Here is a 23,283-nt window from a genome sequence, read left to right on the forward strand (position 1 = left end):
ATGAACCTATATATTTCTTCGACACTTATGTGGTCATATCCGGTTGACGAAGTAATTCGGCTGGCAAGTGGGCTGGGCGTTGCTGGTGTAGAAGTTTGGGCAGAGCACGTCTGGCTACATCATACTTGCACGGAGAAGATAATAGCTGCCAAGGAGGAAACGGGATTGGATGTAACGTTGCATGCGGCAAGTTGGGATTTGAATTTATGTTCCCTCAATGAAGGAACTCGCATACAATCGGTAACAGAAATAAAGAAATCCATGTACCTTGCTAAAAAAATTGGTGCAAATAACGTTACGTTTCACCCGGGTAGACTAACGTTAAAGTCCGAGTGGATAAAGTGGCACTTAGATCAATTACAGCAAAGTATTATCCGTTTATTGCAGTTAGGAGATGAACTTAACATAACGTTGTCGCTCGAATTAATGGAAGAGAAAGATAAAGAACTTCTTACGACAGCTGAACAAATGAATGCATTTTTGCAACATCTGCCTAGTTCATTAAAAACCACATTTGATATAGCGCATGTTCCGTTTAGTCGTAACATCTTACAACAATTCAAGGAATTAGAGCGTATCAATAAAGTTCACATTAGTGATTCCACTTCAAAAGTGTATCATGTCCCTTTAGGTAAGGGTGAGCTAGCTATTACGCCAATACTTAACGAGTTAGCAAATGAAACGTATCCGATTGTGATTGAGGGATATGATGACTCAACTGAATTGAACATCTTAAAAGAAAACATGCGTTTTTTGCGTGAACAATATTCAATAGAAAAGGACGTGATTTGTTGAGATTTCTAGTTACAAATGATGATGGTATACATGCAAAGGGAGTTAGTGTATTGGTGGAAGTTCTTAAATTGTTCGGTGATGTGTATGTCGTTTGTCCAGATCAAGAGAGAAGTGCAGCTAGTCATTCGATAACATTGCGTCATCCTATTAAAGCGGAAAAAGTGCATTGGTTTGGTACGGGCGTACAAGCTTGGTCTGTTAATGGGACTACAGCAGATTGTGTCAAGCTTGCCTTAGATGCATTGCTAGATGATAAACCTGATTATGTTATATCAGGCATCAACATTGGTCCGAATTTAGGACGTGATTGGTATTATTCGGGAACGATATCAGGAGCCGTTGAAGGTGCTTTGTACAATATTCCATCTCTTGCTGTTTCACTAGCTCACTTTTCTGAAAGTGCCATTAATTTCAATAGTGTCAAAGAGTTGTTCTATCAATTATGTGAACAAATATTTCAGAAGAAATTCCCGAACCATACGTTGTTAAATGTGAATATACCCCATTTACCTTTAAGATTTTGCCAAGGGGTAGCAGTCGTACCGTTTAATAAAAATATTTCTCGTTATCAATACGTTGGATTAAATGACCCGCAAGGCCAGGTTCATTATTGGCTCAAAGATAAACTACAACAAGTGATTCATGAAGATACTGAGCAAGATTACGGGAAGCTTCGGAGTGGGTGTATTACAGTTACTCCAGTAAATGTCCATCAACAGCAACAGAAATTGCTTGCGAAGGTTGAACGCTGGTTTACCAGCTTTAATAAACAATTTAATGAGGGGGAAGAAAAAGTATGGGCAAAAAATTAGTGATGATGTTGATGACGGCGTTGTTTTTAATGGTGGTAACTGCTTGTAGTAGTGGTCAAGAAGGTGGAGGCAGTTCTGAAGGGAATTCAAAAGAAACGAGCAAAGCGGACGGCGATTTAAATTTTTATACATCTCAACCAGATGCAGATGCGGAGAAATTAATAGCTGCGTTTAATGAAGAATATCCTGATGTTACAGTTAATATGTTCCGATCAGGAACGGAAGAAGTAATTAGTAAGATTCAAGCCGAGCACCAGGCTGGTTCTGTGCAAGCTGATGTACTTCTTGTTGCGGACGCTGTCACTTTTAAAAGTTTAAAAGAACAAAATTTATTATTGTCATATGAATCAACCGAGCATAAAGAAATTCCGAACCAGTTTGTAGATTCTGATTATACTTATTCTGGAACAAAGGTTATGACTACAGCATTGGCGGTAAACACAGAAAAAGTTAGTGACGTACCTGATTCATGGCAAGCGATAACAAATGAAAATGCCAAAGGAGAAGCTGTTATGCCTAGTCCTTTGTATTCAGGAGCAGCGGCATATAATTTAGGTGTTCTAACTAGAGACAATCAATTCGGTTGGGATTTCTATGAGATGTTAAATAGAAATGAAGTTATGGTAACGAAAGGGAATGGTGCAGCTTTAAAAGAGGTGATTAGTGGAAATAAGTCGTATGCAATGGTTGTTGATTTCGTTGTTGCTCGTGCAGAACAGGAAGGATCACCTGTTAAACTTGTATATCCTAATGAAGGTGTACCGGCGATTACAGAACCAATAGCAATTCTGAAAGACGCCAAAAATGAAGAGGCGGCAAAAGCGTTTGTAGATTTTGTATTATCTGAGAAAGGACAATCTGTTCAAGCAGAGATTGGTTACACTCCCATTAGAGCAGGTATTGATGCACCAGAAGGTTTAAAAACAATCGACGAGTTAAATATTATTGAATCAGATTTGAATGAATTATATAAATCTAGAGAAGAAGATAAGCAACAGTTTTCCGATTTGGCAGGAGAGTAAGTGAGGGGGAGTTATAGAGTATGTTAAGTCAAACTAAACGAGGGCAAAATAAATTGCCCTCCTCCCATTTTATGAATCGTATATTGAAATATATCGGTATAGTATTGTTAGTTATCTTTTTTGTAATACCAATTTTCCGTTTGTTCATGCTCAGCTTTCAAACAGATCAAGGGTTTCAATTGACTCATTACGTTGAGATGCTACAAAGAGAAGAAACGTGGAACGTGTTACAAAACACATTGTATGTCGTAGGAGGAGCAACTATTCTATCGATTATCATCGGTGTAGGTATGGCATGGCTTGTCGCCTATAGTGATATTAGAATGAAAAACGGCATGCAAATATTGATTATTATGCCGTTTATTATACCTTCCTACATAGTGACATTATCGTGGACGCAGTTTTTTGCTCCAAACGCTTGGTTTTCTTCATTACTACAATCAATAGCTATTGAAACGTGGGATTTGTATAGCTTAAGTGGCATGGTATTTGTAATGGGTCTTTCCCATTATCCACTTGTCTATTTATTAACAGTTCGTATGTTTCGTAAAGTGCCTCGAGACTTGGAAATGGCATCAAGAATATCTGGTGCTGGTAGGCTTAAAACGTTTTTTACGGTGACAGCACCAATAGCGCTACCAGGCATAGCTAGCGGAGGATTGCTAGCATTTTTAGCAAGTCTTGATAATTTTGGTATTCCTGCTTTTCTTGGTATTCCTGCAAATATAAATGTATTAAGTACTTACATATATGAGCAAGTAGTAGGATTTGGGCCAAGTGCCTTTGCAAAAGCGGCGACGTTGTCTGTGTTGTTAGGTATGTTGGCATTAATAGGAACGTTTATTCAATGGTTATTAGTACGTAAATCTAAGTCATTAGAAACAGTAAATGAAGATTTTCAAGCAAGGTTCTCACTAGGGAAATATCGTGGAGTAATAGAAGTCTGTGTTTGGTCTTTACTTGTATTTACGAGTGTGGTTCCATTGTTATCGATGATCAGTACATCTTTTATTAAAGCATATGGTCTTGATTTTACATGGGACAACCTTACACTCGATCACTATCGCTTCGTGCTGATGGAGAGTGGCAAGACGCAGCAGGCGATTACGAATAGTATTATGCTTGGATTTGGGACAATGCTTATCTGTTTAATATGTGGTACTGCTATTGCTTACTTCCGTGTTAGAAAGCCAACTAAATGGTTAAAAGCCATAGAAGTCATTATTGGCTTACCATATGCTCTACCAGGTATTGTTTTAGCGTTAGCGATGATTTTTGCATGGATGGAGCCGATACCGGGTTGGAATCCTGGTATATATGGAAGTATGAAAATATTGTTCATTGCCTACGTTACGCGTTTTCTTATTTTACAAATTAGAGGAAGTATTACTGCAATTATGCAAGTAGATCCTTCTATGGAGGAAGCAGCTCATGTTAGTGGTGCTAGTAACATGGTGAAATGGAAGTCCATCTTGTTACCTTTAATTATGCCTGGAGTACTAAGTGGGAGCTTCTTGGTATTATTACAGGCGTTAACGGAGCTAACTGTATCATCGTTATTGTGGTCGGCAGGATCGGAAACGATTGGTCTTGTTATTTTCAACTTTGAACAGGCAGGATATACAACTTATTCAACAGCTTTTTCTTCATTGATTGTACTGCTTATTGCAGTGGGTATCTTATTATTATACGGAATCAAAAATGTTGGCAAGGTAAGGAGGGGGAAGAGTTGAGTACGGTTATAAATGGTTTAACGAAGAAATTCAATCATGTAGAGGCATTACATATTGATGAAATCACTATTGAAACAGGTGAATTTGTAGCAATACTAGGTCCTTCAGGATGTGGGAAAACAACATTAATGCGTATATTGGCTGGGTTTGAAACGCCAACGAGTGGCACTGTTTATATGGAAAGCCAATGTGTAAGTGATGCTAATACTGTAGTTCCACCTGAGAAGCGGAATATGAGCTTGGTATTTCAGTCATTTGCGTTATGGCCACATAAAACTGTTAAAGAGCACGCTGAATTTCCATTACTTCACGACCGATTCATGAAGAAGTTGGACAAAGACGCAAGAATCGCTAGAGTAGACGAAATATTAGAGATTGTTGGCTTAGAGTCGATGGGACATAGGTACCCTAATCAGCTTTCAGGTGGTCAGCGTCAACGTGTAGCATTAGCGCGAGCGCTTGTTGCTAAACCAAAATTAATGCTCATGGATGAACCTTTAAGCAGCTTAGATGCGGAGTTGCGAGTTGAGATGCGAAAGGAAATTCAACAAATACATCGACTTACAAAGACGACTATTTTGTACGTAACACACGATCAAAGTGAGGCGTTAGCAATGGCTGATCGTATCGTTGTAATGAAGGATGGCAAGGTAGAACAAATAGGAACACCAAAACAAATTTACGCTAAACCAGAAACGGAATTTGTGGCAACATTTGTAGGGAAGGCCAATTTAGTACATGGGCAGTGGGAAGAAGGTCAATTCATACCTAAATATGCTGACCATTCTGTTAGATGGTCAGATGAGGAGGTTGCTGAGCGTTTTAAAGATAAGGGGATTTTTCCGGTACGTCCCGAACAATTGGAATTAGTAAAGGAAGGTACTGGCATACTAGGTGTTGTTACGAGTGTTCAATATCAAGGAAAGGAAATCCATTATACTGTAGATGTTCAAGGAGAGACTTTCTTTGTACATGGTAATTTATTCACTGTTTTTGGTATTGGTGATGAGGTTATAATCCAAAAAAACAAGTGATAAAAAAACGACTAATCTGTGTTAGCTCTCATTCCATACGGGCTAAGGCTGGTTAGTCGTTTTTGTATGTGGTGCTATGAAAGTTGGTTCATAAAGCTCTGTGAAAATCGTAGACGTATGCTTTCGTTCACTTGCTATACTACTACTTAAAGCTGCGTCGTTCGAATCTCTCTGTCCTTTCTTTCTTCTTTCGAAACACGTACTTTCCTTCATTTCTACACCATGAATTTGTTAAATTTTACATATTAAGTAGAAATGTTTATACATATTATTTTGGCACGACTCCTACTGTACAACGTGATACACAAATTAAGTTATCTTCTTCATCTAGAACTCTAATTTCCCAGACCATTGTACTTTTTCCGATATGAACGGGTGTTGCGATGCCGTAAACGATTCCGGATTTTTTGCTTTTTAGGTGGTTAGCATTTATTTCAATCCCGAATACATTATATTTGTCCATATCGACATGGAGAATAGATCCGATGCTAGCTGCGGTTTCTGCTAAAGCGACACTAGCTCCACCGTGTAAATAGCCAAGAGGCTGATGTGTGCGTTCATCTACTGGCATCGATAGTACCACACGTTCTTTCGTAAGGGTAATTTCCTGAATGCCAAGTGTTTCTATCATAGAGTGGTGATAATTCATTTCCATATGTATAAGTCACATCCTTATTAAATTAGTTTTCCTCCTTACGTATATTCTTGTTGGGATTGGTAATATCCTGCAAAGCAAGAAAAAAGACAAGCAGTTATTTGCTTGTCTTTACCATTGTACGGGTATAAATAATTGTAATAATAGCGATATACCTAATAAAAATCCGAAAATAGTGTTGGTTTGTGCTGTGAATTTCATTGCAGGTAGCATTTGTAATGGTGATCCTTTCTGCTTGAAACCTTTTACTGCTTTTGCTGCTTTAGGTACACTGAATAAGACAATAAGTGACCAAATAGGTAAGATGTCGATTAAGGTATAAATAAATACAAGAGCATAAGCAGATAGGAACAATGTTGTTAAAAACGCTACAGCACCGTTGTGATCTAACAAAATAGCGATTGTCTTTCTTCCGCTTTCTTTGTCACCGTCTAAATCTCTAATGTTATTCGCTAATAAGATTGCACCAATTAACAGAGCCACGGGAATGGAAATGTATATAATATTCCCTGTAATTTGGAGTGTTTGAATGTAATAACTAATTCCAATAATAACAGTACCCATAAATAATCCAGATACGATTTCTCCGAATGGAGTGTATGCGATTGGATATGGTCCTCCTGTGTATAAATACCCGAAAGCCATGGAAATAAGACCGATAACTGCAATCCACCAATTCGTTACGATGCAAATATAAACACCGAGCAGTATAGCAACTGCAAAAAAGGAAAGAGCGAGTTGGAGCACTTTCTTCGGTGGTATTCCATCACGAACAATAGCACCACCTATTCCAATCGAATGCTCTGTATCTAGTCCACGAACATAATCATAATATTCATTGAACATATTGGTAGCGGCTTGAATTAAGATCGATGCGAGCAGCATGGCGAAAAAAAGTGTAAAATCAACAGATTCTTCTATTCCGGCATAAGCGGTACCAACAAAGACGGGAACGAAAGCAGCTGTTAACGTGTGAGGTCTTAATAGCCTCCACCAAACTTGCCAACCTTTTCGTTCATTTAAAGCAGTTTGTATATCCTTTTTATTCATTTGTTGCATAATTGTCTCTCCCTTAGGATTAGAGCGATGGATTATAGTTTTTTAGCTCAACCTTTAGTTTAGGCAAATCGGACTTTGCTGTCAATTAGAGATGAGAAAAGGGAATTACCAATTAATTTGGAGCTTTGTGGCTAGGAATGTCGGTTGTCTTTGTGGCATCATAGATGTAGAACTTATGATGCTGAAAAGGATGTAACAGGTAGAGGATTGAATTTATCTTAAAGCATGGCTTGAGGAAATGGACGAAAGAGCATAAAATAAATAGGTATGGGATTTACGGGTTACCGTCTTTATATTGGTATAATGGAAGAGCATTATGCGAATAGTCCCTGTTGATTGGAGGGCGATGGTTGTGATTCATACAACATCTAAATTATATAACACATTGCACGATGTGATGGAAAACATAAAACCTGTCATGCAAAAGCAGTTAGTTAGTATAACGACGAAGGTGGATAACGCGAACTCTTTTGCATTTTATCAAGCAGGTACAACTAATCAAGGTACAAGATTTTATTGGGCTAGTGCAGATCGTACGTTAACGTTAGTTGGGATAGGAGAAACAGTAGCGTTCGAATCGGATGACAATGGATTTGACGCTGTGCATCATAGCTTTGGACAATTGCTTGAAAATGCAGCGATATATAATGATTATGAAGCTTCTGGGACAGGTCCAATAGCCTTTGGAGGTTTTGCATTTGATCCCCTTAAAGAAGGATCGGTCACTTGGGGGGACTTTCCAAATAGTTCTATGGTGATTCCTACTTACTTATTAACAATAGTCCATCAAGAAAGTTATTTAACGATTAATGCACTAGTAGAACCAGGCGAAAGTTTGGAACCATATATTGCACAAAGTGTCCAGTTCATGGAATCAACGTTTCAAAGAGAACAAATGCCTTATTTAATTCAACAAGAAGAAGTAGCTCCAGAGGAATGGAAACAAATCGTGAAGGATGCAACGGAGGATATTAAACGGGGAGTCATTGATAAGGTTGTACTTGCTCGAGAAATGATTGCAACGTTTTCTGAAAATATACCCATTTCCTCTTTGCTAAACGTACTTTCGGAACAACAGCATCAAAGCTATATCTTTGCTTTCGAACGTGGTATGTCTTGTTTTGTCGGTTCCACACCAGAACGTTTAGTGAAAGTGGAGCAGCGTTCGTTACTTTCGACGTGTTTGGCAGGAACAATCTCTAGAGGGCAAACGCAAGAAGAGGATGAGCAACTAGGGTCGTATTTATTACACGATGAGAAGAATTTACAGGAGCATGACTTCGTTGTGCAAATGATAAAGCAAGCAGTAGAGCTTTGTTGTGATGACGTTGTTGTCCCAGATGGACCAATATTATACCCTTTACGCAATTTACAGCATTTATATACGCCGGTAAAAGGAAAGCTTCAACAAGGCTATACTATATTAGATGTGGTGCAGCGACTTCACCCAACCCCTGCACTAGGGGGATATCCAGTTGAGGCTTCTATTGAGTTTATTCGTGATAAAGAGCCTTTCCACCGTGGCTGGTATGCCGCTCCTATTGGCTGGTTTGATCCGAAAGATAATGGGGAATTTGCAGTAGCGATACGTTCTGCTCTTCTTTATCAAAATCAGGCAACACTCTTTGCTGGATGCGGTGTGGTAGAAGATTCACAGCCAGAGGTAGAATATGAGGAGACAGCTATTAAATTTTCACCAATGCTCCAAGCGCTAGGAGGATTGCAATGAAGCATACAGAACAGTTAACTAAATATGTCGGTAACTTTATAGATGAACTCGTAAAAGGAGAGATGACCGATGTCGTTATCTCTCCTGGTTCACGTTCGACCCCTTTAGCTATGATGTTTGCGGAACACTCTCGAATACAACATTGGGTGCATATGGACGAACGTTCAGCGGGTTTTTTTGCTTTAGGATTGGCGAAATCTCAACAGAAACCAGTAGCTTTAGTGTGCACATCAGGGACAGCGGCTGCGAATTATTATCCAGCAGTGGTGGAAGCATATTATAGCAGAGTTCCATTACTAGTATTAACAGCGGATCGACCTCATGAATTACGTGATGTAGGTGCACCGCAAGCAATTGATCAAATGGATATGTTTCGTAACTATGTGAAATGGTTTCAAGAAATGGCCCTACCTGAAGATAGTTCGACGATGTTGCAATATGTAAGAAGTGTTGCTGCTAGAGCATATCATACGGCGAAGGAAGGCAATGCAGGACCTGTTCATTTGAATTTTCCGTTTCGTGAGCCGCTCTTACCAGACTTTTCGTTAGACAATGTATGGGGGGAGGAGGGATATACAAGCCATCATTCTCTTTCTAGTGGAAAGCGGACATTAGATAAGTGGCAACTCCAGCAGTTAAAGGAGCAATTATCTCACTATAAAAAAGGGCTCATTGTGTGTGGTCCGCAAATGAATCATCGTCTTATTGAGCCAATCGTACAATTAGCACGTCACATGCAATTGCCAATTCTTGCTGATCCGCTTTCTCAACTTCGGAGTGGGTTACATGATAAAGACCTTATTATAGAAAGTTATGATGCCATTTTGAAAAACGAAGCGATACGGGTTAAGTGGAAGCCTGACTTCATTATTCGGTTTGGGGCTATGCCTGTTTCTAAGCCCTTTACTTTAATGTTGAAGTCAAATCCGAACATCACTCAATTTATTGTAGAAGATGTGGAAGGGTATCGCGAGCCGAATCGTAATCAAGCACAATTTATATACGCTGATGGTAGCGAGTTGTGCAATCAACTAGTAGAGCATGCACACACATGGAATTTCGATAAGAAGTGGTTATCTATGTGGCAACGAGCGAATGAAATAACAAAAGCGTGTTTAATAGAAGATCAGCATGCCAAACCTCTCATGGAAGGGCATGTGATTACGAACCTGATGGAGAATGCACCTGAAGAAAGTGCTGTTTTTATCGGAAATAGTATGCCAGTTCGTGATTTAGATACGTTCTTTATGACAACACCGAAGCAAATCGAAGTTTACGCTAATCGAGGTGCTAATGGGATAGATGGGTTAATTTCAACCGCTTTAGGTGTAGCTGCTTCCGGCAAACAAGTAACGCTCATTCTTGGTGATTTGTCTTTTTATCATGATTTGAATGGACTGTTAATGGCGAAACAGTATCAAATGGACATACGCATTATTGTGATTAATAACGAAGGTGGGGGGATTTTCTCCTTTTTACCTCAAGCGAACCATCCCAATCATTTTGAAGTGCTTTTTGGTACGCCGCTTCATCTTGATTTCGAAAAGGTTGTTCATATGTATGGTGGGAATTTCACAAGTGTAGATAATTGGAATGATTTTTCGGAAGTGGTCGATACAAGTTTCCGTCAACATGCTTTGAACGTAATAGAAGTCAATACAGACCGTCAAACAAACGTAAATTGGCATCGAGATAAGTGGTATACGATTGAACAAGCCTTAAATGACTTACTGGAGACTTATCAATGAGAATAGAAATCAATGATACAACCTATTATGTGAAGCGGCAGGGGAATGGTCCGCCACTATTGTTGCTTCATGGTTTTACTGGTTCTCACCATACGTGGGATTCTTTAGTAGAATTATTGCGTACTGATTATGAGTTCATCACCATTGATTTACCAGGTCACGGGCAAACGAAAAGCAAAAATTGTTTCACGATGGAATCCGTTTGTAGTGATATCGATCAGGTGTTGGCTGTGCTTGGCATTGCTACAGTACACATTTTGGGGTATTCCATGGGAGGAAGAACGGCTTTGTCCTTTGCTTTCCTTTTCCCTCATCGGATTCGAAGTGTTCTACTAGAAAGCGCAAGCCCAGGTTTAGCTACCGAAGAAGAAAGATGGAATCGAGTGAAGCGTGATAAACAACTCGCCGCTACGATTGAACAAAAAGGGGTAGAAGCGTTCGTTAATTATTGGCAAGAGCTTCCGATGTTTGCAACACAAAAAGAGCTTCCTAGCAATGTGCAGAATCAAATAAGAACGGAACGACTATCCCAGTCTGCAGAAGGGCTAGCTTCTTCTTTAAGAGGGATGGGAACAGGAGCGCAACCATCTTGGTGGCAGCGTCTATCTGAATTAAGTTGCCCAGTATTATTCATAACTGGTACACTTGATAATAAATTCACAGAGATTGCAAATGAGATGAAAAAACATTGTAACAAAGCTCGTCATATACAAGTGAAAAATAGTGGCCATGCAATTCATGTGGAACATATCGATTTTTTTGGTAAAATAGTAGATGATTTCGTATCACAAATAGAAAGCGTTTAACGTTTTGTAATAAGGAGGATATATTCATGACAGTTGAATGGATAAATGAACGCCATTATGAAGACATTTTATATCAAACACATGATGGCATTGCAAAGGTTACAATTAACCGTCCTGAAGTGCGCAATGCGTTTCGTCCACAAACCGTAAAAGAATTATTAGATGCATTTTCACATGCTCGCGATGATTCTAAAATCGGTGTTATTGTGCTAGCAGGTGCTGGTGATGAGGCGTTTTGTTCTGGAGGAGATCAGAAAGTACGTGGACACGGTGGATACGTTGGAGAAGATGAAATTCCGCGTCTTAACGTGTTAGATTTACAACGTCTTATCCGTGTTATCCCTAAACCAGTAGTAGCTGAAGTTTCTGGCTATGCGATAGGTGGCGGTCATGTTCTACATATCGTATGTGATTTAACAATTGCTGCAGATAATGCAATATTCGGTCAAACAGGTCCAAAAGTAGGTAGCTTTGATGCTGGTTATGGAGCAGGTTTACTAGCTCGTATTGTTGGCCATAAGAAAGCCCGCGAAATTTGGTACCTATGCCGTCAATACAATGCACAAGAAGCCAAAGAAATGGGACTAGTAAATACAGTAGTACCATTAGAAGATTTGGAAGCAGAAACGCTGCAGTGGTGTAAAGAAATGCTAGAAAAATCACCAACTGCATTACGTTTCCTAAAAGCGTCCTTTAATGCTGATACAGATGGTTTAGCAGGTTTACAACAAATGGGTGGAGACGCAACGCTTCTTTATTACACAACGGATGAAGCGAAAGAAGGTCGTGACGCCTTTAAAGAAAAACGTAAACCAGACTTTAAACAATTCCCTAGATTCCCTTAAGTTTTGGTGAAATAAATGAACAAACCCTTGCTCATAACGGTGTGCAAGGGTTTGTTGTGATTCGAAGCGAGGAGGAGTAAGATGAGTCAAGAAACGATGCCTAATTGGTTAGATAAACGAGCGAAGTTAACACCTAATCGTGTTGCGATATATTTTGAAAAGGAAAGCATTACGTTTGAGCAATTACGTCAACAATCGCTTCAATTAGCAAAGAAGTTAACGACTATAGGAGTGAGAAAAGGAACACATCTTGCTGTTTATGGTCATAATTCCGTTGACTTTGTACGATGTGTGCACGCTATTTCTTACATTGGTGCGGTTGGGGTGTTTCTGAATACGAAATTAACAGCTAAAGAAATTGTTTACCAAATTGAGGATGCACAATGCAACTATGTGATTTATGATGATGCTCTTATCGAACAAATGGAATGTGTACGTGATCAGACGGAGGTAACCGCATGCTCGTTTTCAGCATTACAGCGCATTACGATCACACCTTTCGAGCGAAAAGAGGAAGTTGATTTAGCTGATTTACATACGATTCTATATACGTCTGGAACGACTGGTTATCCTAAAGGGGTCATGCTTTCTTATGGCAACCATTGGTGGAGTGCTGTTAGTTCTGCGCTGAATTTAGGAATTTCTGATAAGGATGAGTGGTTAGTAGCCATGCCGTTGTTTCATGTAGGGGGATTATCGACTTTATTTAAAAGCGTTATATATGGAATGCCGGTCCATTTATATGCTTCCTTCGATGTAGAGGCAGTACATGAAGCGATTATGCATCAAGGGGTATCTCACGTATCTGTCGTGTCATTAATGGCAAATAGGCTATTAAAAAGGCTAGGGGAGGGGCAATATCCATCTTGTTTTCGGTGTATGTTACTAGGTGGTGGTCCTGCAGCCAAACCGTTATTAGAACGAGCGGCAATGAAACAAATTCCTATTATCCAAACGTACGGGATGACGGAGACTTCTTCCCAAATTGTTACATTAAGTGCAGAAGATGCTTTAAAGAAAATTGGTTCGGCAGGAAAGGCGCTCTTTTCCGCTGAATGCAAAATTATGATTGATTATCAAGAGGCACGACCAAATGAAGTAGGAGAAATTGTCGTGAAAGGCCCGATGGTAACAAAAGGATATTATAATCGACCTGATGTAAATGCTCAAACAATTATAGACGGCTGGCTTTATACAGGAGATGCTGGTTATCTTGATGAAGATGGTTACTTGTATGTCGTTGACCGTCGCAAGGATTTAATTATTTCTGGTGGAGAAAATATTTATCCGGCAGAAATAGAAAGTGTGTTAATAGGTATGGAGGCAATCAATGAAGTAGGTGTAATTGGTCAGGAAGATTGTAAATGGGGACAAGTACCTGTTGCTTTTATCGTCGTGAACAAATCTTACGAGGTAACGTTTGACGAGGTCATGGAGTATACTCAACCTAAGCTTGCTAAATATAAATTACCTAAACGTATATACGTTGTATCATCACTGCCACGAAATGCATCGAATAAGCTAATGAGGCGACAGCTTGCTGAATGGCTTGAACGAGGAGATGTTAGAATTGAACATGCGCTGGATTAAGCTTTATCGTTATGAAATGGAGCTTGTTCATCCATTTCGCACACATGCTGGCATAGTTCGCATGAGAGAAGGAATTCTTGTCCAGGTAGTTGATGAGCATAATCGGGAAGGATGGGGGGAAGGGGTTGCTTTTACTACTCCTTTCTATACGCATGAGACGGTGCAATCCTCTTGGGATATGTTAACGGAACATTTTATTCCAGTATTAAAGCAATGGAACATACAACATCCTACTGATATCGCTCGCCATTTAACCATATTTCAGGGGAATCAAATGGCCAAAGCTGCTATGGAAGCAGCGGTATGGGATTTATATGCGAAGCAACAGCAGAAATCATTATCGAAACTAATCGGTGGTACAAAAGGAGAAATCGCTGCTGGTGTCGTGCTCGGTTTACAAGATGATATAGAGAAATTATTACCACTGTATAAGGAAGCAGGTTATCGGCGTTTTAAATTGAAAGTGCAAAAAGGGAAAGAAAGAAATCGACTAGAGCTTGCAAGCCGTTATGTACCCACTGACGAGTTAATGTTTGATGGCAACGGTGCTTATGATGAACAAGACATGGATCACCTTCTATCACTTGATGATTTGGGATTAATGATGATAGAACAGCCGTTTCGTCCAGGAGATTATTATCTTCACGCCCAATTACAAAAGCGCATGAAAACGCCAATTTGTTTAGATGAGAGTATTGAAAGCTATAACGATGCTGATCAAGCATTGCGTTTCCAAAGCTGTCAAGTGATAAATATAAAAATAGGTCGGGTAGGTGGTATGACAGAAGCAATTCGAATCCACCATTTATGCGCCTCTAAAGGAGTACCAGTATGGTGTGGTGGCATGCTAGAAACTGGTATATCACGTGCTCATAATATTGCATTGGCTAGCTTATCTAACTTTACAATACCTGGTGATATATCAGCATCGAATCGATATTGGCACAAGGACGTTATTGTGCCAGAAGTACAACTAATCAAAGGGATGATCCATGTACCACATCGAAATGGGATTGGGTATGATGTAAATAAAGCGTTTCTTTCAACTATTACAACAGATGTATATTTCCATGAGTTCAAATAAGAGGTGTTAGTTTCCTTGACTTGTGTAGATAAGTAGATGGCTATCATTTTGTTTATTCAGATGTGTTAAGGAAACAATTTTTTTCTCCTTTTGTTTCAGTTGATGAAGTACGTAGGTAGTCATCATTTGTTCCAATTCTTCTTTCGTACATTCTTGTATAAGTTTACATAAATCTTCATAATCTAATTGTTCGATAATGGACTGGGTGAATAAATGTAAATGATCATTCGTATCAAAATGCTTGTAATAAAGTTCAAACAGGTTATCAGCAAACTTCAATTTATGTCATCCTTTCCTTGAATTGCCGTCTTATTTTTAGTTCATAGATCACGTTGTAGCTCGTGTTTTACTATCTCTATGCAGCCTTTCTTAAGTTCAGAATATTCTTGGTATTTTAAGGTGTGTACTAAATTTACAAATGAGTTACTTTTCGCGTTATGTTATTCATAAATATAAAGCAAAGAGTAAAAACTAAAGGTAGGAGGGTGAAGCATGGATGAGAAAAAAACGTTTTATATTAACTTAGGAAGTAGAGAAATATCTCGCTTTAAAACGGGTAACAACGATGCGTTCTCCATTCGAGCGACAGAGGAACAAATGTATGAGTTAAGAGAAATATTGAATGAAGTATTTGATTCAGATGAACGAACATTCTGGCGTACACATATCCCTTTTAAACATTATTCAGAGGATAACGATAATGATGAATACGATGGTTATATGCGTAAAGCGTATCAAATGATTTATGAGCTAGGGGATGAAGATACAAAAACGTTTATTCATGAAATAGGTATGGATGAGCATGTGGAAAATGGAACTATTTATGGCAAGGAAGACCCTCTATCTTAATTTAGAGGGTTTTTGGCATGTACTACGTGCAAAAGAGCATAAAAGAAAGGTTTACAGCGTGAAAGAAAAAGGAATATACACAATAAGCAATTAATTTAGGAGGATGTTAAACGTGTATTCGTTTATGAAAAGAAAACAACTCTTTCCTACTATAATGGCATGTGTTATCGTTTTAGTATTCATTCCATTTCTGAATACGTCTGCAAACGCCAATAAAAATATGTCGAGTAATGAGCATAGTATTCGTGAATCAACGACTACTCAGAAATCGAATGAAATGTCCCGAGAAATAAGTGATGTAGAACTGACCAATGATGAAGTAGCGCGTATTGCAGAGCAGTTTATGGAGAAGCTTGTTCAAGAAACGGATCGTCAGGGCAAAGTAGTGAACTTTGACACGAAGCAGCAATTAATCCAATCTTTTCACACTTTAACACATACGGATGTTGCTAAGGAATATGTTGATTTTTATTATAAAGAGTATAATAATGGTTTATATATCATCCCAACGGAAACACCACCTTGGTTCCAACCATCCAATGCATTTCAAACAAAGACTTTAGCGAACGGCAATGTACAGGTTGTGCAACACAATCAGTCTGATTTATATGGCGATTATACGATTGCCTTACAATTTGGATATGAAGATAATCAATGGAAAATAGTGAACATCCAACATAAGTAATACGTATGGAAACGAAGTATTGAAGGCAGTTGATAAACATGATAACTTTTTATGATTTTTATAACAATGAAGTGAAGCTCTCGTTTAAAAATCACCCTTTTTCTAAACATCCGAAACATGTATGGGTTATTTGTCGATACAATGATTCGTGGTTGTTAACGAAGCATAAGGACCGTGGTTTGGAATTTCCAGGTGGTAAAGTAGAGGATGGGGAAACACCAGAGCAAGCAGCGGTACGGGAGGTTATGGAGGAGACAGGCGGAGTAGTTGAGCAGTTGCATTATATCGGTCAGTATGCGGTCGATGGTAAAGGCGGTAGTATTATTAAGAATGTTTACTTTACGACAATTAATGAGCTGATTACGAAAGAACACTACTTAGAAACGGAAGGTCCTGTCTGTTTAGAACATATTCCTAGTACGGTGAAACAGGATCCATGCTTTAGCTTTATGATGAAAGATGACGTACTTTCCTATAGTTTAGAATATATAAGGACAGCTCAGTTGCTTTAAAAGGGTGCAACTGAGCTGTCCTTAATTCATTAGTCGTCTTTCTAATCGCTCAACCAATTGATACATAATGGCGGCACAAATAGCAATTAAAAGTAAGCTTGCTAGCACTAAGGTGAAGTCGAAAACTTGAAACCCGTATATAATTAAATAGCCTAAGCCTTTTTGGGAAACGAGAAATTCTCCGACAATAACGCCTACCCAAGATAAACCAACATTTACTTTAAAGGTGGAAATAATGGTCGTGAATGAGGCGGGCAATACTGCTTCTTTAAAGCTTTGATAACGGCTTGCTCCAAAGCTAGCTAATACTTTTAAATAATTTTCATCTACGTTCTGGAATGCTGTATACACGACGATGGTTGTAATAATGATGCTAATAAAAGCGCCCATAGCAATGATAGAAGCATACCCTGGTCCTAAAGCGACTATAATAATCGGACCAAGTGCTACTTTAGGCATCGCATTTAAAATGACTAGATAAGGATCAGATATTCTTGATAATTTAGGGGACCACCATAAGAGAGAGGCTAACAATATACCTAGAATGGTCCCTAATAGGAAGCCGATAATGGTTTCCAGAACGGTAACTTGCAAATGGATAAAGATTGTTTGATCGACCATTTTATCCACAAGTAATTGTACAATGTTGGTCGGTGAACTAAAGATAAGCGGATCGATCCAATGTAGTCTGCTAATGATTTCCCAAATAGAAAAGAAGGCGATAAAAATAATAACTTGCCACATGAGGATGGACCGTTTTTCCTTCTTGGCTTGTTTTTTATATTGTTCGAACCGTTGATTATCTGTTTGTTGATGATTCAAGAGAGTTCAACTCCTCCCATATGTGTTGAAATAATGCAGGGAAATCATGATGTTGTCTTGCTTCAAATGGAGTTAGTTGCTGTAAGTTTTCTGGCACATGGAAAGAACTAAAGACAGAGCCGGGACTAGCTGAAAATAAATAAATCTTATCACTCATAGCGATGGCCTCTCCGATATCATGGGTGACAAGAATGGATGTTTTGTTAAATTGTTTTAGTGTGTTTGATACTAAATCTTCTAGCTTTAATTTCGTTTGGTAATCGAGAGCAGAGAAAGGTTCATCTAACAATAGAATGTGTGGGTCTGTCATAAGTGTTCTAACGAGAGCGGCGCGTTGCCTCATGCCACCAGATAATTGAGAAGGGTATGCATGTAGAACATCTTCTAAACCGATTTCTGTTAAGGATTGTATCGCTAACTGCTGCAGTCCATTCGTTAACGTACCTTTAATATGTGGACCGAGTAACACGTTATCTACTATCGTTTTCCATGGAAATAAATAATCTTGTTGAAGCATATAACCGATGGAGACAGATGGGCGTTGAACAGTCGTATTATTGACACGTACAGAACCTTCTGTAGGAGTAATAATTCCTGCGATAATAGAAAGTAAGGTTGATTTCCCGCACCCACTTGGGCCGATAAAAGAAATAAATTGTCCTTCTTCTACTGATAAAGAAATGGATTGTAACGCCTTCGTATAATTCATTTTTGTGAAATATTGATGGGAAACGTTGTCGATAGATAGGAAAGCCATACTGTTCCCCCTTATTCCTGTATGACTTTCGTCGCTATTTCGGTATTGACGAGTGTATTATGGTTTACGTCTTTCGGGAGTTCTCCTGCTGCGTCCATAACATTTTTTAGGTTGTTCCATTCTTCTTCATCAAGAATAGGGTCTGTTGCAAATGATCCTTGACTTTTGTAACGCTCTACAACTGTTTCTAACAACTCCAATTCTGTGTCTTCAAAGTAAGGATGAATCACTTCAGCAATTTCTTTAGCGCTATGTTCTTGTACCCATGTTTGTGCTTTATATAGTGCTCTAGTGAATTTTTTCATATCTTCTTTATTCTCTTCCAAATAACTTTCTTTCGCCATGAAGGATGTATATGGTAAATGTCCTGATTCCTCTCCAAAAGATGCGATAATATGTCCTTTTCCTTCTTTTTCGAAAATGCTTGCAGTAGGTTCAAATAGTTGGACATAATCACCTGTACCAGAAGCAAAAGCGTTCGGTATGTTAGCAAATTCGATGCTTTGAATTAAATCTAAGTCGTTGTGTGGATCGACCCCTTTTTGTTTTAATACATACTCACCAGACATTTGTGGCATTCCACCTTTGCGTTGTCCGAGAAAAGTGCTTCCTTTTAAATCTTCCCATTTAAAATTCGGTTTCCTTTCTCTAGCGATTAAAAACGTACCGTCGGTTTGGGTTAATTGTGCGAAATTAATAACAGGGTCTGTGGCACCTTGAGAGTAGACATAAATAGATGTCTCTGATCCAACTAGGGCAACATCAGCTCCACCTGAAATTAAGGTAGTCATCGTCTTGTCTCCACCCCATGTTGTTTTTAATTCTACATCTAACCCCTCATCAGCAAAAAAACCTTTTTCTAAAGCAACATATTGAGGGGCATAGAAAATAGAACGTGTTACTTCTGCTACTTGAATAGTAGTTGATGTATTCGAACATGCGGCCAACGGAAATATTAACATGCACACAAATGCTACCATGACTAAGATGGGTCGTTTCTTCATGGATGATCCTCCTCTTGTTTAGAACTATAGTTAGATACGATAGCATATGTTTGCATACGTTATGTGTGCCTAATGTACACAAGAATAAAAAAGCTAACCCATTGAAATAGGTTAGCTTAAGGGAAAAACAATTTATCCTTTAAATGTAGGACCTGCTTGTTGAATACTCTCACTTACACCATCAAATTTCGTGAAGTTTTCATGAAATTTTAAGGCTAATGCTTGTGCTTTTGCTTCATACTTGGATTCATCATTCCATGTTTTCTTTGGAATAAGCACTTCATCTGGGACACCTGGGCAATGAAGTGGGACATGTAGACCAAAGACCTCATCTGTCACTGTTTCCGTTGAATTTAACTCTCCTTCTAGAGCGGCCTGAACCATTGCACGCGTGTAGGATAATTTCATACGACTACCTTCGCCATAGGAACCACCAGTCCAGCCAGTGTTTACTAAATAAACGTTGGCATTAAATTGATCTATTTTCTCACCTAGCATTTCAGCATACTTAGATGCGTGAAGTGGTAAGAATGGAGAACCAAAGCAAGTAGAAAATGTTGCTTCTGGTGATGTTACTCCTCGTTCTGTTCCAGCTAGTTTACTTGTATATCCACTCAAGAAATGATACATTGCTTGTTCTTTCGTTAATTTACTAATTGGAGGGAGTACGCCAAATGCATCTGCCGTTAAGAAAACAATCGTATTCGGATGACCAGCTACACTCGGTTGAACAATGTTATCGATATTATCAATAGCGTATGCTGCACGCGTGTTCTCTGTTAGTGAATTATCATCATAATCGGGCATGCTAGTTTCTTCATCCAATACGACATTCTCTAGCACAGAACCGAAACGAATAGCATTGTATATTTGTGGCTCTTTCTCTTGAGACAAGTTAATGCACTTTGCATAACATCCGCCTTCAATGTTGAATACTCCACGATTCGACCACGCGTGTTCATCATCTCCAATTAAGCGGCGACTTGGATCGGCGGATAATGTTGTTTTACCAGTACCAGATAATCCGAAGAATAAAGCAACATCACCTTCTTGCCCAACGTTTGCAGAACAATGCATAGATAACACATCTTGTTGCGGTAATAAATAATTCATTACGGAGAAAATGGATTTTTTCATTTCTCCTGCATATTCCGTCCCGCCAATTAAGACGATTCGGCGCTTAAATGATATAATAATAAATGTTTCAGATTTTGTACCATCTACTTCTGGTATTGCTTTAAATGTAGGAGCAGAAAGAATGGTAAAGTTACTGTCATGTGTTGCTAATTCTTCAGCTGTTGGGCGAATGAATAATTGTTTCGCAAATAAATTGTGCCAAGCATATTCATTGACTACTTCAATTGGAAGTCTGTATTGTTCGTCCGCACCAGCAAATCCTTTAAAGGAAAATATTTCTTGTTTCTCACTTAAATATTGAATGACTTTATTGTATAAATTATCGAATACTTCCTCAGAGATTGGTGTGTTTACCGGGCCCCAATCAACTGTTCCTTCTGTAATTTCGTCTTTAACGATATACTTATCTTTAGGGGAGCGACCCGTATAACGACCAGTTTCAGCTCTAACCGCTCCAGTAGATGTTAGCCTACCTTCTTTACGTGAAAGTACTTTTTCCACTAATTGTGCATTGGATAAGTTTTTTCTTACACTGTCTTGATCTAACAAATCTGCAAGCTTAGATTTTTCATTCACCATATTCATTGTACAGAACCCGCCTTTTTAATATTGTGTAATGGAATAAGTCCACTCATCATCATAAAATTTCAGTTGCAATCGCTTTAATTTAAGATTAGTATAACACATTGAAATTAATAGTCCATACTAATTGTGAAATTGATACATTTTCTTCATATTTTCTTCAAAAGTATAACGGATTTAACATTTGTGGCTCCGTTAGAACGGGCGGGGCTTTTGTTGACATTGCATGGTTAAAACGTTATGATTATTCGCGAACGGAAACTATCTTATCCTGAGTTGGTGGAGGGACAGGCCCAAAGAAACCCGGCAACCGTCACTATATATATGGTGAAATGGTGCTAACCTGTTGCAAGGTGAGAAGCCTTGAACGATAAGAGCGAAAGGATCCTTTCCCTTTGCTCAAAAAGTGGGAAAGGTTTTTTTATTGCATTCATATAATAATTTAAGATTATTACCATTGCATATGGATGCACATATTAATGGAATGAACTATAAAGGTAAATGATAAAAGTAGGGCATGATAACTCTATTGTTCCCAATTAAATTTATTAAACCTATGTTAATAAATGCTCAGTTAGGTAATAAGTTCCGTATCACTTTACGTTTGAAGGAGGAATATGGGGATGGCAAACAATCGCCGCTTATTTACATCAGAATCAGTAACAGAAGGACATCCAGATAAGATTTGTGATCAAATATCTGATGCAATATTAGATGAAATTCTAAAAGAAGACCCGAATGCAAGGGTGGCTTGCGAAACAACGGTCACGACAGGTTTAGTGTTAGTATCAGGAGAAATTTCAACAAACACGTATGTGGATATTCAATCATTAGTAAGAGATACGATTAAGAAGATAGGTTATACGCGTGCTAAATACGGTTTTGATGCCGAAACATGCGCCGTATTAACTGCTATAGATGAACAATCACCTGACATTGCTCAAGGTGTAGATGAGGCGCTAGAAGCAAGAGAAGGACAAATGACAGATGAAGAAATTGAGAATATTGGTGCAGGTGATCAAGGCTTAATGTTCGGCTATGCGAATAATGAAACACCAGAACTTATGCCGTTGCCAATCGCTCTTGCTCATAAGTTAGCGAAACGTTTAAGTGATGTTCGCAAAGAAGAGACACTTAATTACCTTCGTCCAGATGGAAAAACGCAAGTAACGGTAGAGTACGATGAGAACAATGAACCTCTTCGTATCGATACAATTGTTATCTCAACGCAACATCATCCGGAAATTACGTTAGAGCAAATTCAACGCGATTTGAAAGAACATGTTATTGCTCCAATTGTTCCGAAAGCATTGCTAGATGAACATACGAAATACTTTATTAATCCTACAGGTCGCTTTGTAATTGGTGGACCTCAAGGGGATGCTGGTCTAACAGGGCGCAAAATTATTGTGGATACGTATGGAGGGTACGCTCGCCACGGTGGTGGAGCTTTCAGTGGAAAGGATGCAACGAAAGTCGACCGTTCTGCGGCTTATGCGGCACGTTACGTAGCAAAAAATATCGTTGCTGCTCAATTGGCTGATGCTTGCGAAGTTCAATTAGCTTATGCTATTGGTGTAGCACAGCCAGTATCCATTTCAATTAATACGTTTGGCTCTGGCGTTGTTTCGGAAGAGGCACTCGTAGATGCTGTTCGCAACACATTTGACCTACGCCCGGCTGGAATTATTAAAATGTTGGATTTACGTCGTCCAATTTATCAAGATACGTCTGCTTACGGTCACTTCGGTAGAACGGATGTTTCGTTCCCTTGGGAGAAGACAGACAAAGTAGAACAATTAAAGCAATACGTTGCACAAGCATAGGAAGAGAAGCTGGCCATCATCGGTCAGCTTTTTGCTTATGTAATTCGTATCATTTATGAACAGAACAGCCTTATAAATGGTGAATGATTCGAAAAATATAGTTTGGCTTCAATCATCTTAAAAAAATATGATGAACCATTCATAGACGTTTGGCTTTTTATCGAATTGTTCATCAATTTATGGTAAACTTAAACAGC

Annotated in this window: 22 protein-coding genes and 1 riboswitch; of the genes, 15 read left to right on the forward strand and 7 right to left on the reverse strand. The window is 38.8% G+C overall.

Translation table 11 applies throughout. The features are described 5' to 3' along the window. The 5 genes from N784_RS08695 to N784_RS08715 are packed head-to-tail and all read left to right on the forward strand — an operon-like array spanning nucleotide 1 to nucleotide 5,396. Nucleotides 1-795, forward strand: coding sequence for a sugar phosphate isomerase/epimerase family protein (locus N784_RS08695; protein ID WP_036834181.1), 795 nt, complete (start codon nucleotides 1-3; stop codon nucleotides 793-795). Then, nucleotides 792-1,607: a 5'/3'-nucleotidase SurE gene (gene surE, locus N784_RS08700; protein WP_052127215.1), complete on the forward strand. Its 816-nt coding sequence runs from the start codon at nucleotides 792-794 to the stop codon at nucleotides 1,605-1,607. Before N784_RS08695 ends, surE begins: the two co-directional genes overlap by 4 nt. Then, on the forward strand, nucleotides 1,592-2,629 hold the full coding sequence (locus N784_RS08705; protein ID WP_084600199.1) for an ABC transporter substrate-binding protein: 1,038 nt from the start codon (nucleotides 1,592-1,594) through the stop codon (nucleotides 2,627-2,629). Before surE ends, N784_RS08705 begins: the two co-directional genes overlap by 16 nt. A gap of 20 nt (nucleotides 2,630-2,649) precedes the next feature. Next, nucleotides 2,650-4,362: an ABC transporter permease gene (locus tag N784_RS08710; RefSeq protein ID WP_036834182.1), complete on the forward strand. Its 1,713-nt coding sequence runs from the start codon at nucleotides 2,650-2,652 to the stop codon at nucleotides 4,360-4,362. Next, complete coding sequence (locus tag N784_RS08715) at nucleotides 4,359-5,396, forward strand: ABC transporter ATP-binding protein (protein WP_036834185.1); 1,038 nt, start codon at nucleotides 4,359-4,361, stop codon at nucleotides 5,394-5,396. The genes N784_RS08710 and N784_RS08715 overlap by 4 nt, the downstream gene beginning before the upstream one ends. 268 nt (nucleotides 5,397-5,664) lie before the next feature. Here the strand turns inward: N784_RS08715 and N784_RS08720 are convergent, their stop codons facing one another. Both N784_RS08720 and N784_RS08725 read right to left on the reverse strand, forming a co-directional pair. Next, on the reverse strand, nucleotides 5,665-6,045 hold the full coding sequence (locus tag N784_RS08720) for a hotdog fold thioesterase (RefSeq protein ID WP_036834245.1): 381 nt from the start codon (nucleotides 6,043-6,045) through the stop codon (nucleotides 5,665-5,667). Between the two features lie 117 nt (nucleotides 6,046-6,162). Further along, the gene (locus N784_RS08725) at nucleotides 6,163-7,110 is read right to left on the reverse strand and encodes a 1,4-dihydroxy-2-naphthoate polyprenyltransferase (RefSeq protein WP_036834187.1); all 948 of its coding nucleotides are present in this window, start codon (nucleotides 7,108-7,110) and stop codon (nucleotides 6,163-6,165) included. Between the two features lie 352 nt (nucleotides 7,111-7,462). Between N784_RS08725 and N784_RS08730 the strand changes: the two genes are divergently transcribed. The 6 genes from N784_RS08730 (at nucleotide 7,463) to menC (ending at nucleotide 14,912) form a co-directional block, all read left to right on the forward strand. After that, a complete protein-coding gene (locus N784_RS08730; RefSeq protein WP_052127216.1) occupies nucleotides 7,463-8,839 on the forward strand; it encodes an isochorismate synthase in 1,377 nt (458 codons plus the stop codon). After that, complete coding sequence (gene menD, locus N784_RS08735) at nucleotides 8,836-10,587, forward strand: 2-succinyl-5-enolpyruvyl-6-hydroxy-3-cyclohexene-1-carboxylic-acid synthase (RefSeq protein ID WP_036834189.1); 1,752 nt, start codon at nucleotides 8,836-8,838, stop codon at nucleotides 10,585-10,587. The genes N784_RS08730 and menD overlap by 4 nt, the downstream gene beginning before the upstream one ends. Continuing rightward, nucleotides 10,584-11,393, forward strand: coding sequence for a 2-succinyl-6-hydroxy-2,4-cyclohexadiene-1-carboxylate synthase (gene menH, locus N784_RS08740; protein WP_036834190.1), 810 nt, complete (start codon nucleotides 10,584-10,586; stop codon nucleotides 11,391-11,393). The genes menD and menH overlap by 4 nt, the downstream gene beginning before the upstream one ends. A 26-nt stretch (nucleotides 11,394-11,419) precedes the next feature. Beyond that, nucleotides 11,420-12,238 carry a 1,4-dihydroxy-2-naphthoyl-CoA synthase gene (gene menB / locus N784_RS08745; protein ID WP_036834191.1) on the forward strand — a complete coding sequence of 273 codons (819 nt, stop codon included), beginning with the start codon at nucleotides 11,420-11,422 and terminating at the stop codon, nucleotides 12,236-12,238. 81 nt (nucleotides 12,239-12,319) lie between these two features. After that, on the forward strand, nucleotides 12,320-13,828 hold the full coding sequence (locus tag N784_RS08750; RefSeq protein ID WP_036834194.1) for an o-succinylbenzoate--CoA ligase: 1,509 nt from the start codon (nucleotides 12,320-12,322) through the stop codon (nucleotides 13,826-13,828). Next, nucleotides 13,815-14,912, forward strand: a complete 1,098-nt coding sequence (menC, locus tag N784_RS08755) for an o-succinylbenzoate synthase (RefSeq protein WP_232305998.1) — start codon at nucleotides 13,815-13,817, stop codon at nucleotides 14,910-14,912. Before N784_RS08750 ends, menC begins: the two co-directional genes overlap by 14 nt. A 6-nt stretch (nucleotides 14,913-14,918) precedes the next feature. Here menC and N784_RS08760 read toward each other — a convergent pair whose 3' ends face one another. After that, nucleotides 14,919-15,191 (reverse strand): DUF6154 family protein, encoded by a 273-nt coding sequence (locus N784_RS08760; RefSeq protein WP_036834196.1) that lies wholly within the window; start codon nucleotides 15,189-15,191, stop codon nucleotides 14,919-14,921. Between the two features lie 213 nt (nucleotides 15,192-15,404). Here N784_RS08760 and N784_RS08765 point away from each other — a divergent pair, with 213 nt between their 5' ends. The 3 genes from N784_RS08765 (at nucleotide 15,405) to ytkD (ending at nucleotide 16,958) form a co-directional block, all read left to right on the forward strand. Further along, nucleotides 15,405-15,761 carry a hypothetical protein gene (locus N784_RS08765; protein WP_052127217.1) on the forward strand — a complete coding sequence of 119 codons (357 nt, stop codon included), beginning with the start codon at nucleotides 15,405-15,407 and terminating at the stop codon, nucleotides 15,759-15,761. Between the two features lie 112 nt (nucleotides 15,762-15,873). Further along, nucleotides 15,874-16,446, forward strand: a complete 573-nt coding sequence (locus N784_RS08770; protein ID WP_052127218.1) for a hypothetical protein — start codon at nucleotides 15,874-15,876, stop codon at nucleotides 16,444-16,446. A 38-nt stretch (nucleotides 16,447-16,484) separates the two neighbouring features. After that, a complete protein-coding gene (ytkD, locus tag N784_RS08775) occupies nucleotides 16,485-16,958 on the forward strand; it encodes an RNA deprotection pyrophosphohydrolase (RefSeq protein ID WP_036834198.1) in 474 nt (157 codons plus the stop codon). Between the two features lie 21 nt (nucleotides 16,959-16,979). Here ytkD and N784_RS08780 read toward each other — a convergent pair whose 3' ends face one another. The 4 genes from N784_RS08780 to pckA all read right to left on the reverse strand — a co-directional run bounded on the left by N784_RS08780 (nucleotide 16,980) and on the right by pckA (nucleotide 21,257). Beyond that, nucleotides 16,980-17,780: an ABC transporter permease gene (locus N784_RS08780; RefSeq protein WP_036834199.1), complete on the reverse strand. Its 801-nt coding sequence runs from the start codon at nucleotides 17,778-17,780 to the stop codon at nucleotides 16,980-16,982. Next, complete coding sequence (locus tag N784_RS08785) at nucleotides 17,758-18,537, reverse strand: ABC transporter ATP-binding protein (RefSeq protein ID WP_036834200.1); 780 nt, start codon at nucleotides 18,535-18,537, stop codon at nucleotides 17,758-17,760. Before N784_RS08785 ends, N784_RS08780 begins: the two co-directional genes overlap by 23 nt. Nucleotides 18,538-18,548: 11 nt before the next feature. Beyond that, nucleotides 18,549-19,541 carry an ABC transporter substrate-binding protein gene (locus N784_RS08790; protein WP_036834201.1) on the reverse strand — a complete coding sequence of 331 codons (993 nt, stop codon included), beginning with the start codon at nucleotides 19,539-19,541 and terminating at the stop codon, nucleotides 18,549-18,551. A gap of 132 nt (nucleotides 19,542-19,673) precedes the next feature. After that, nucleotides 19,674-21,257 (reverse strand): phosphoenolpyruvate carboxykinase (ATP), encoded by a 1,584-nt coding sequence (gene pckA / locus N784_RS08795; protein WP_408633515.1) that lies wholly within the window; start codon nucleotides 21,255-21,257, stop codon nucleotides 19,674-19,676. A gap of 266 nt (nucleotides 21,258-21,523) precedes the next feature. After that, nucleotides 21,524-21,637, forward strand: a riboswitch (SAM riboswitch). Between the two features lie 246 nt (nucleotides 21,638-21,883). On the opposite strand from pckA, the gene metK reads away from it, so the two are divergent. Continuing rightward, entirely contained in the window at nucleotides 21,884-23,086 is a 1,203-nt protein-coding gene (gene metK / locus N784_RS08800; protein ID WP_036834206.1) for a methionine adenosyltransferase, read from the forward strand. Nucleotides 23,087-23,283: the final 197 nt, after the last annotated feature.

It is taken from the genome of Pontibacillus litoralis JSM 072002, assembly GCF_000775615.1.
GTDB lineage: Bacteria > Bacillota > Bacilli > Bacillales > BH030062 > Pontibacillus > Pontibacillus litoralis.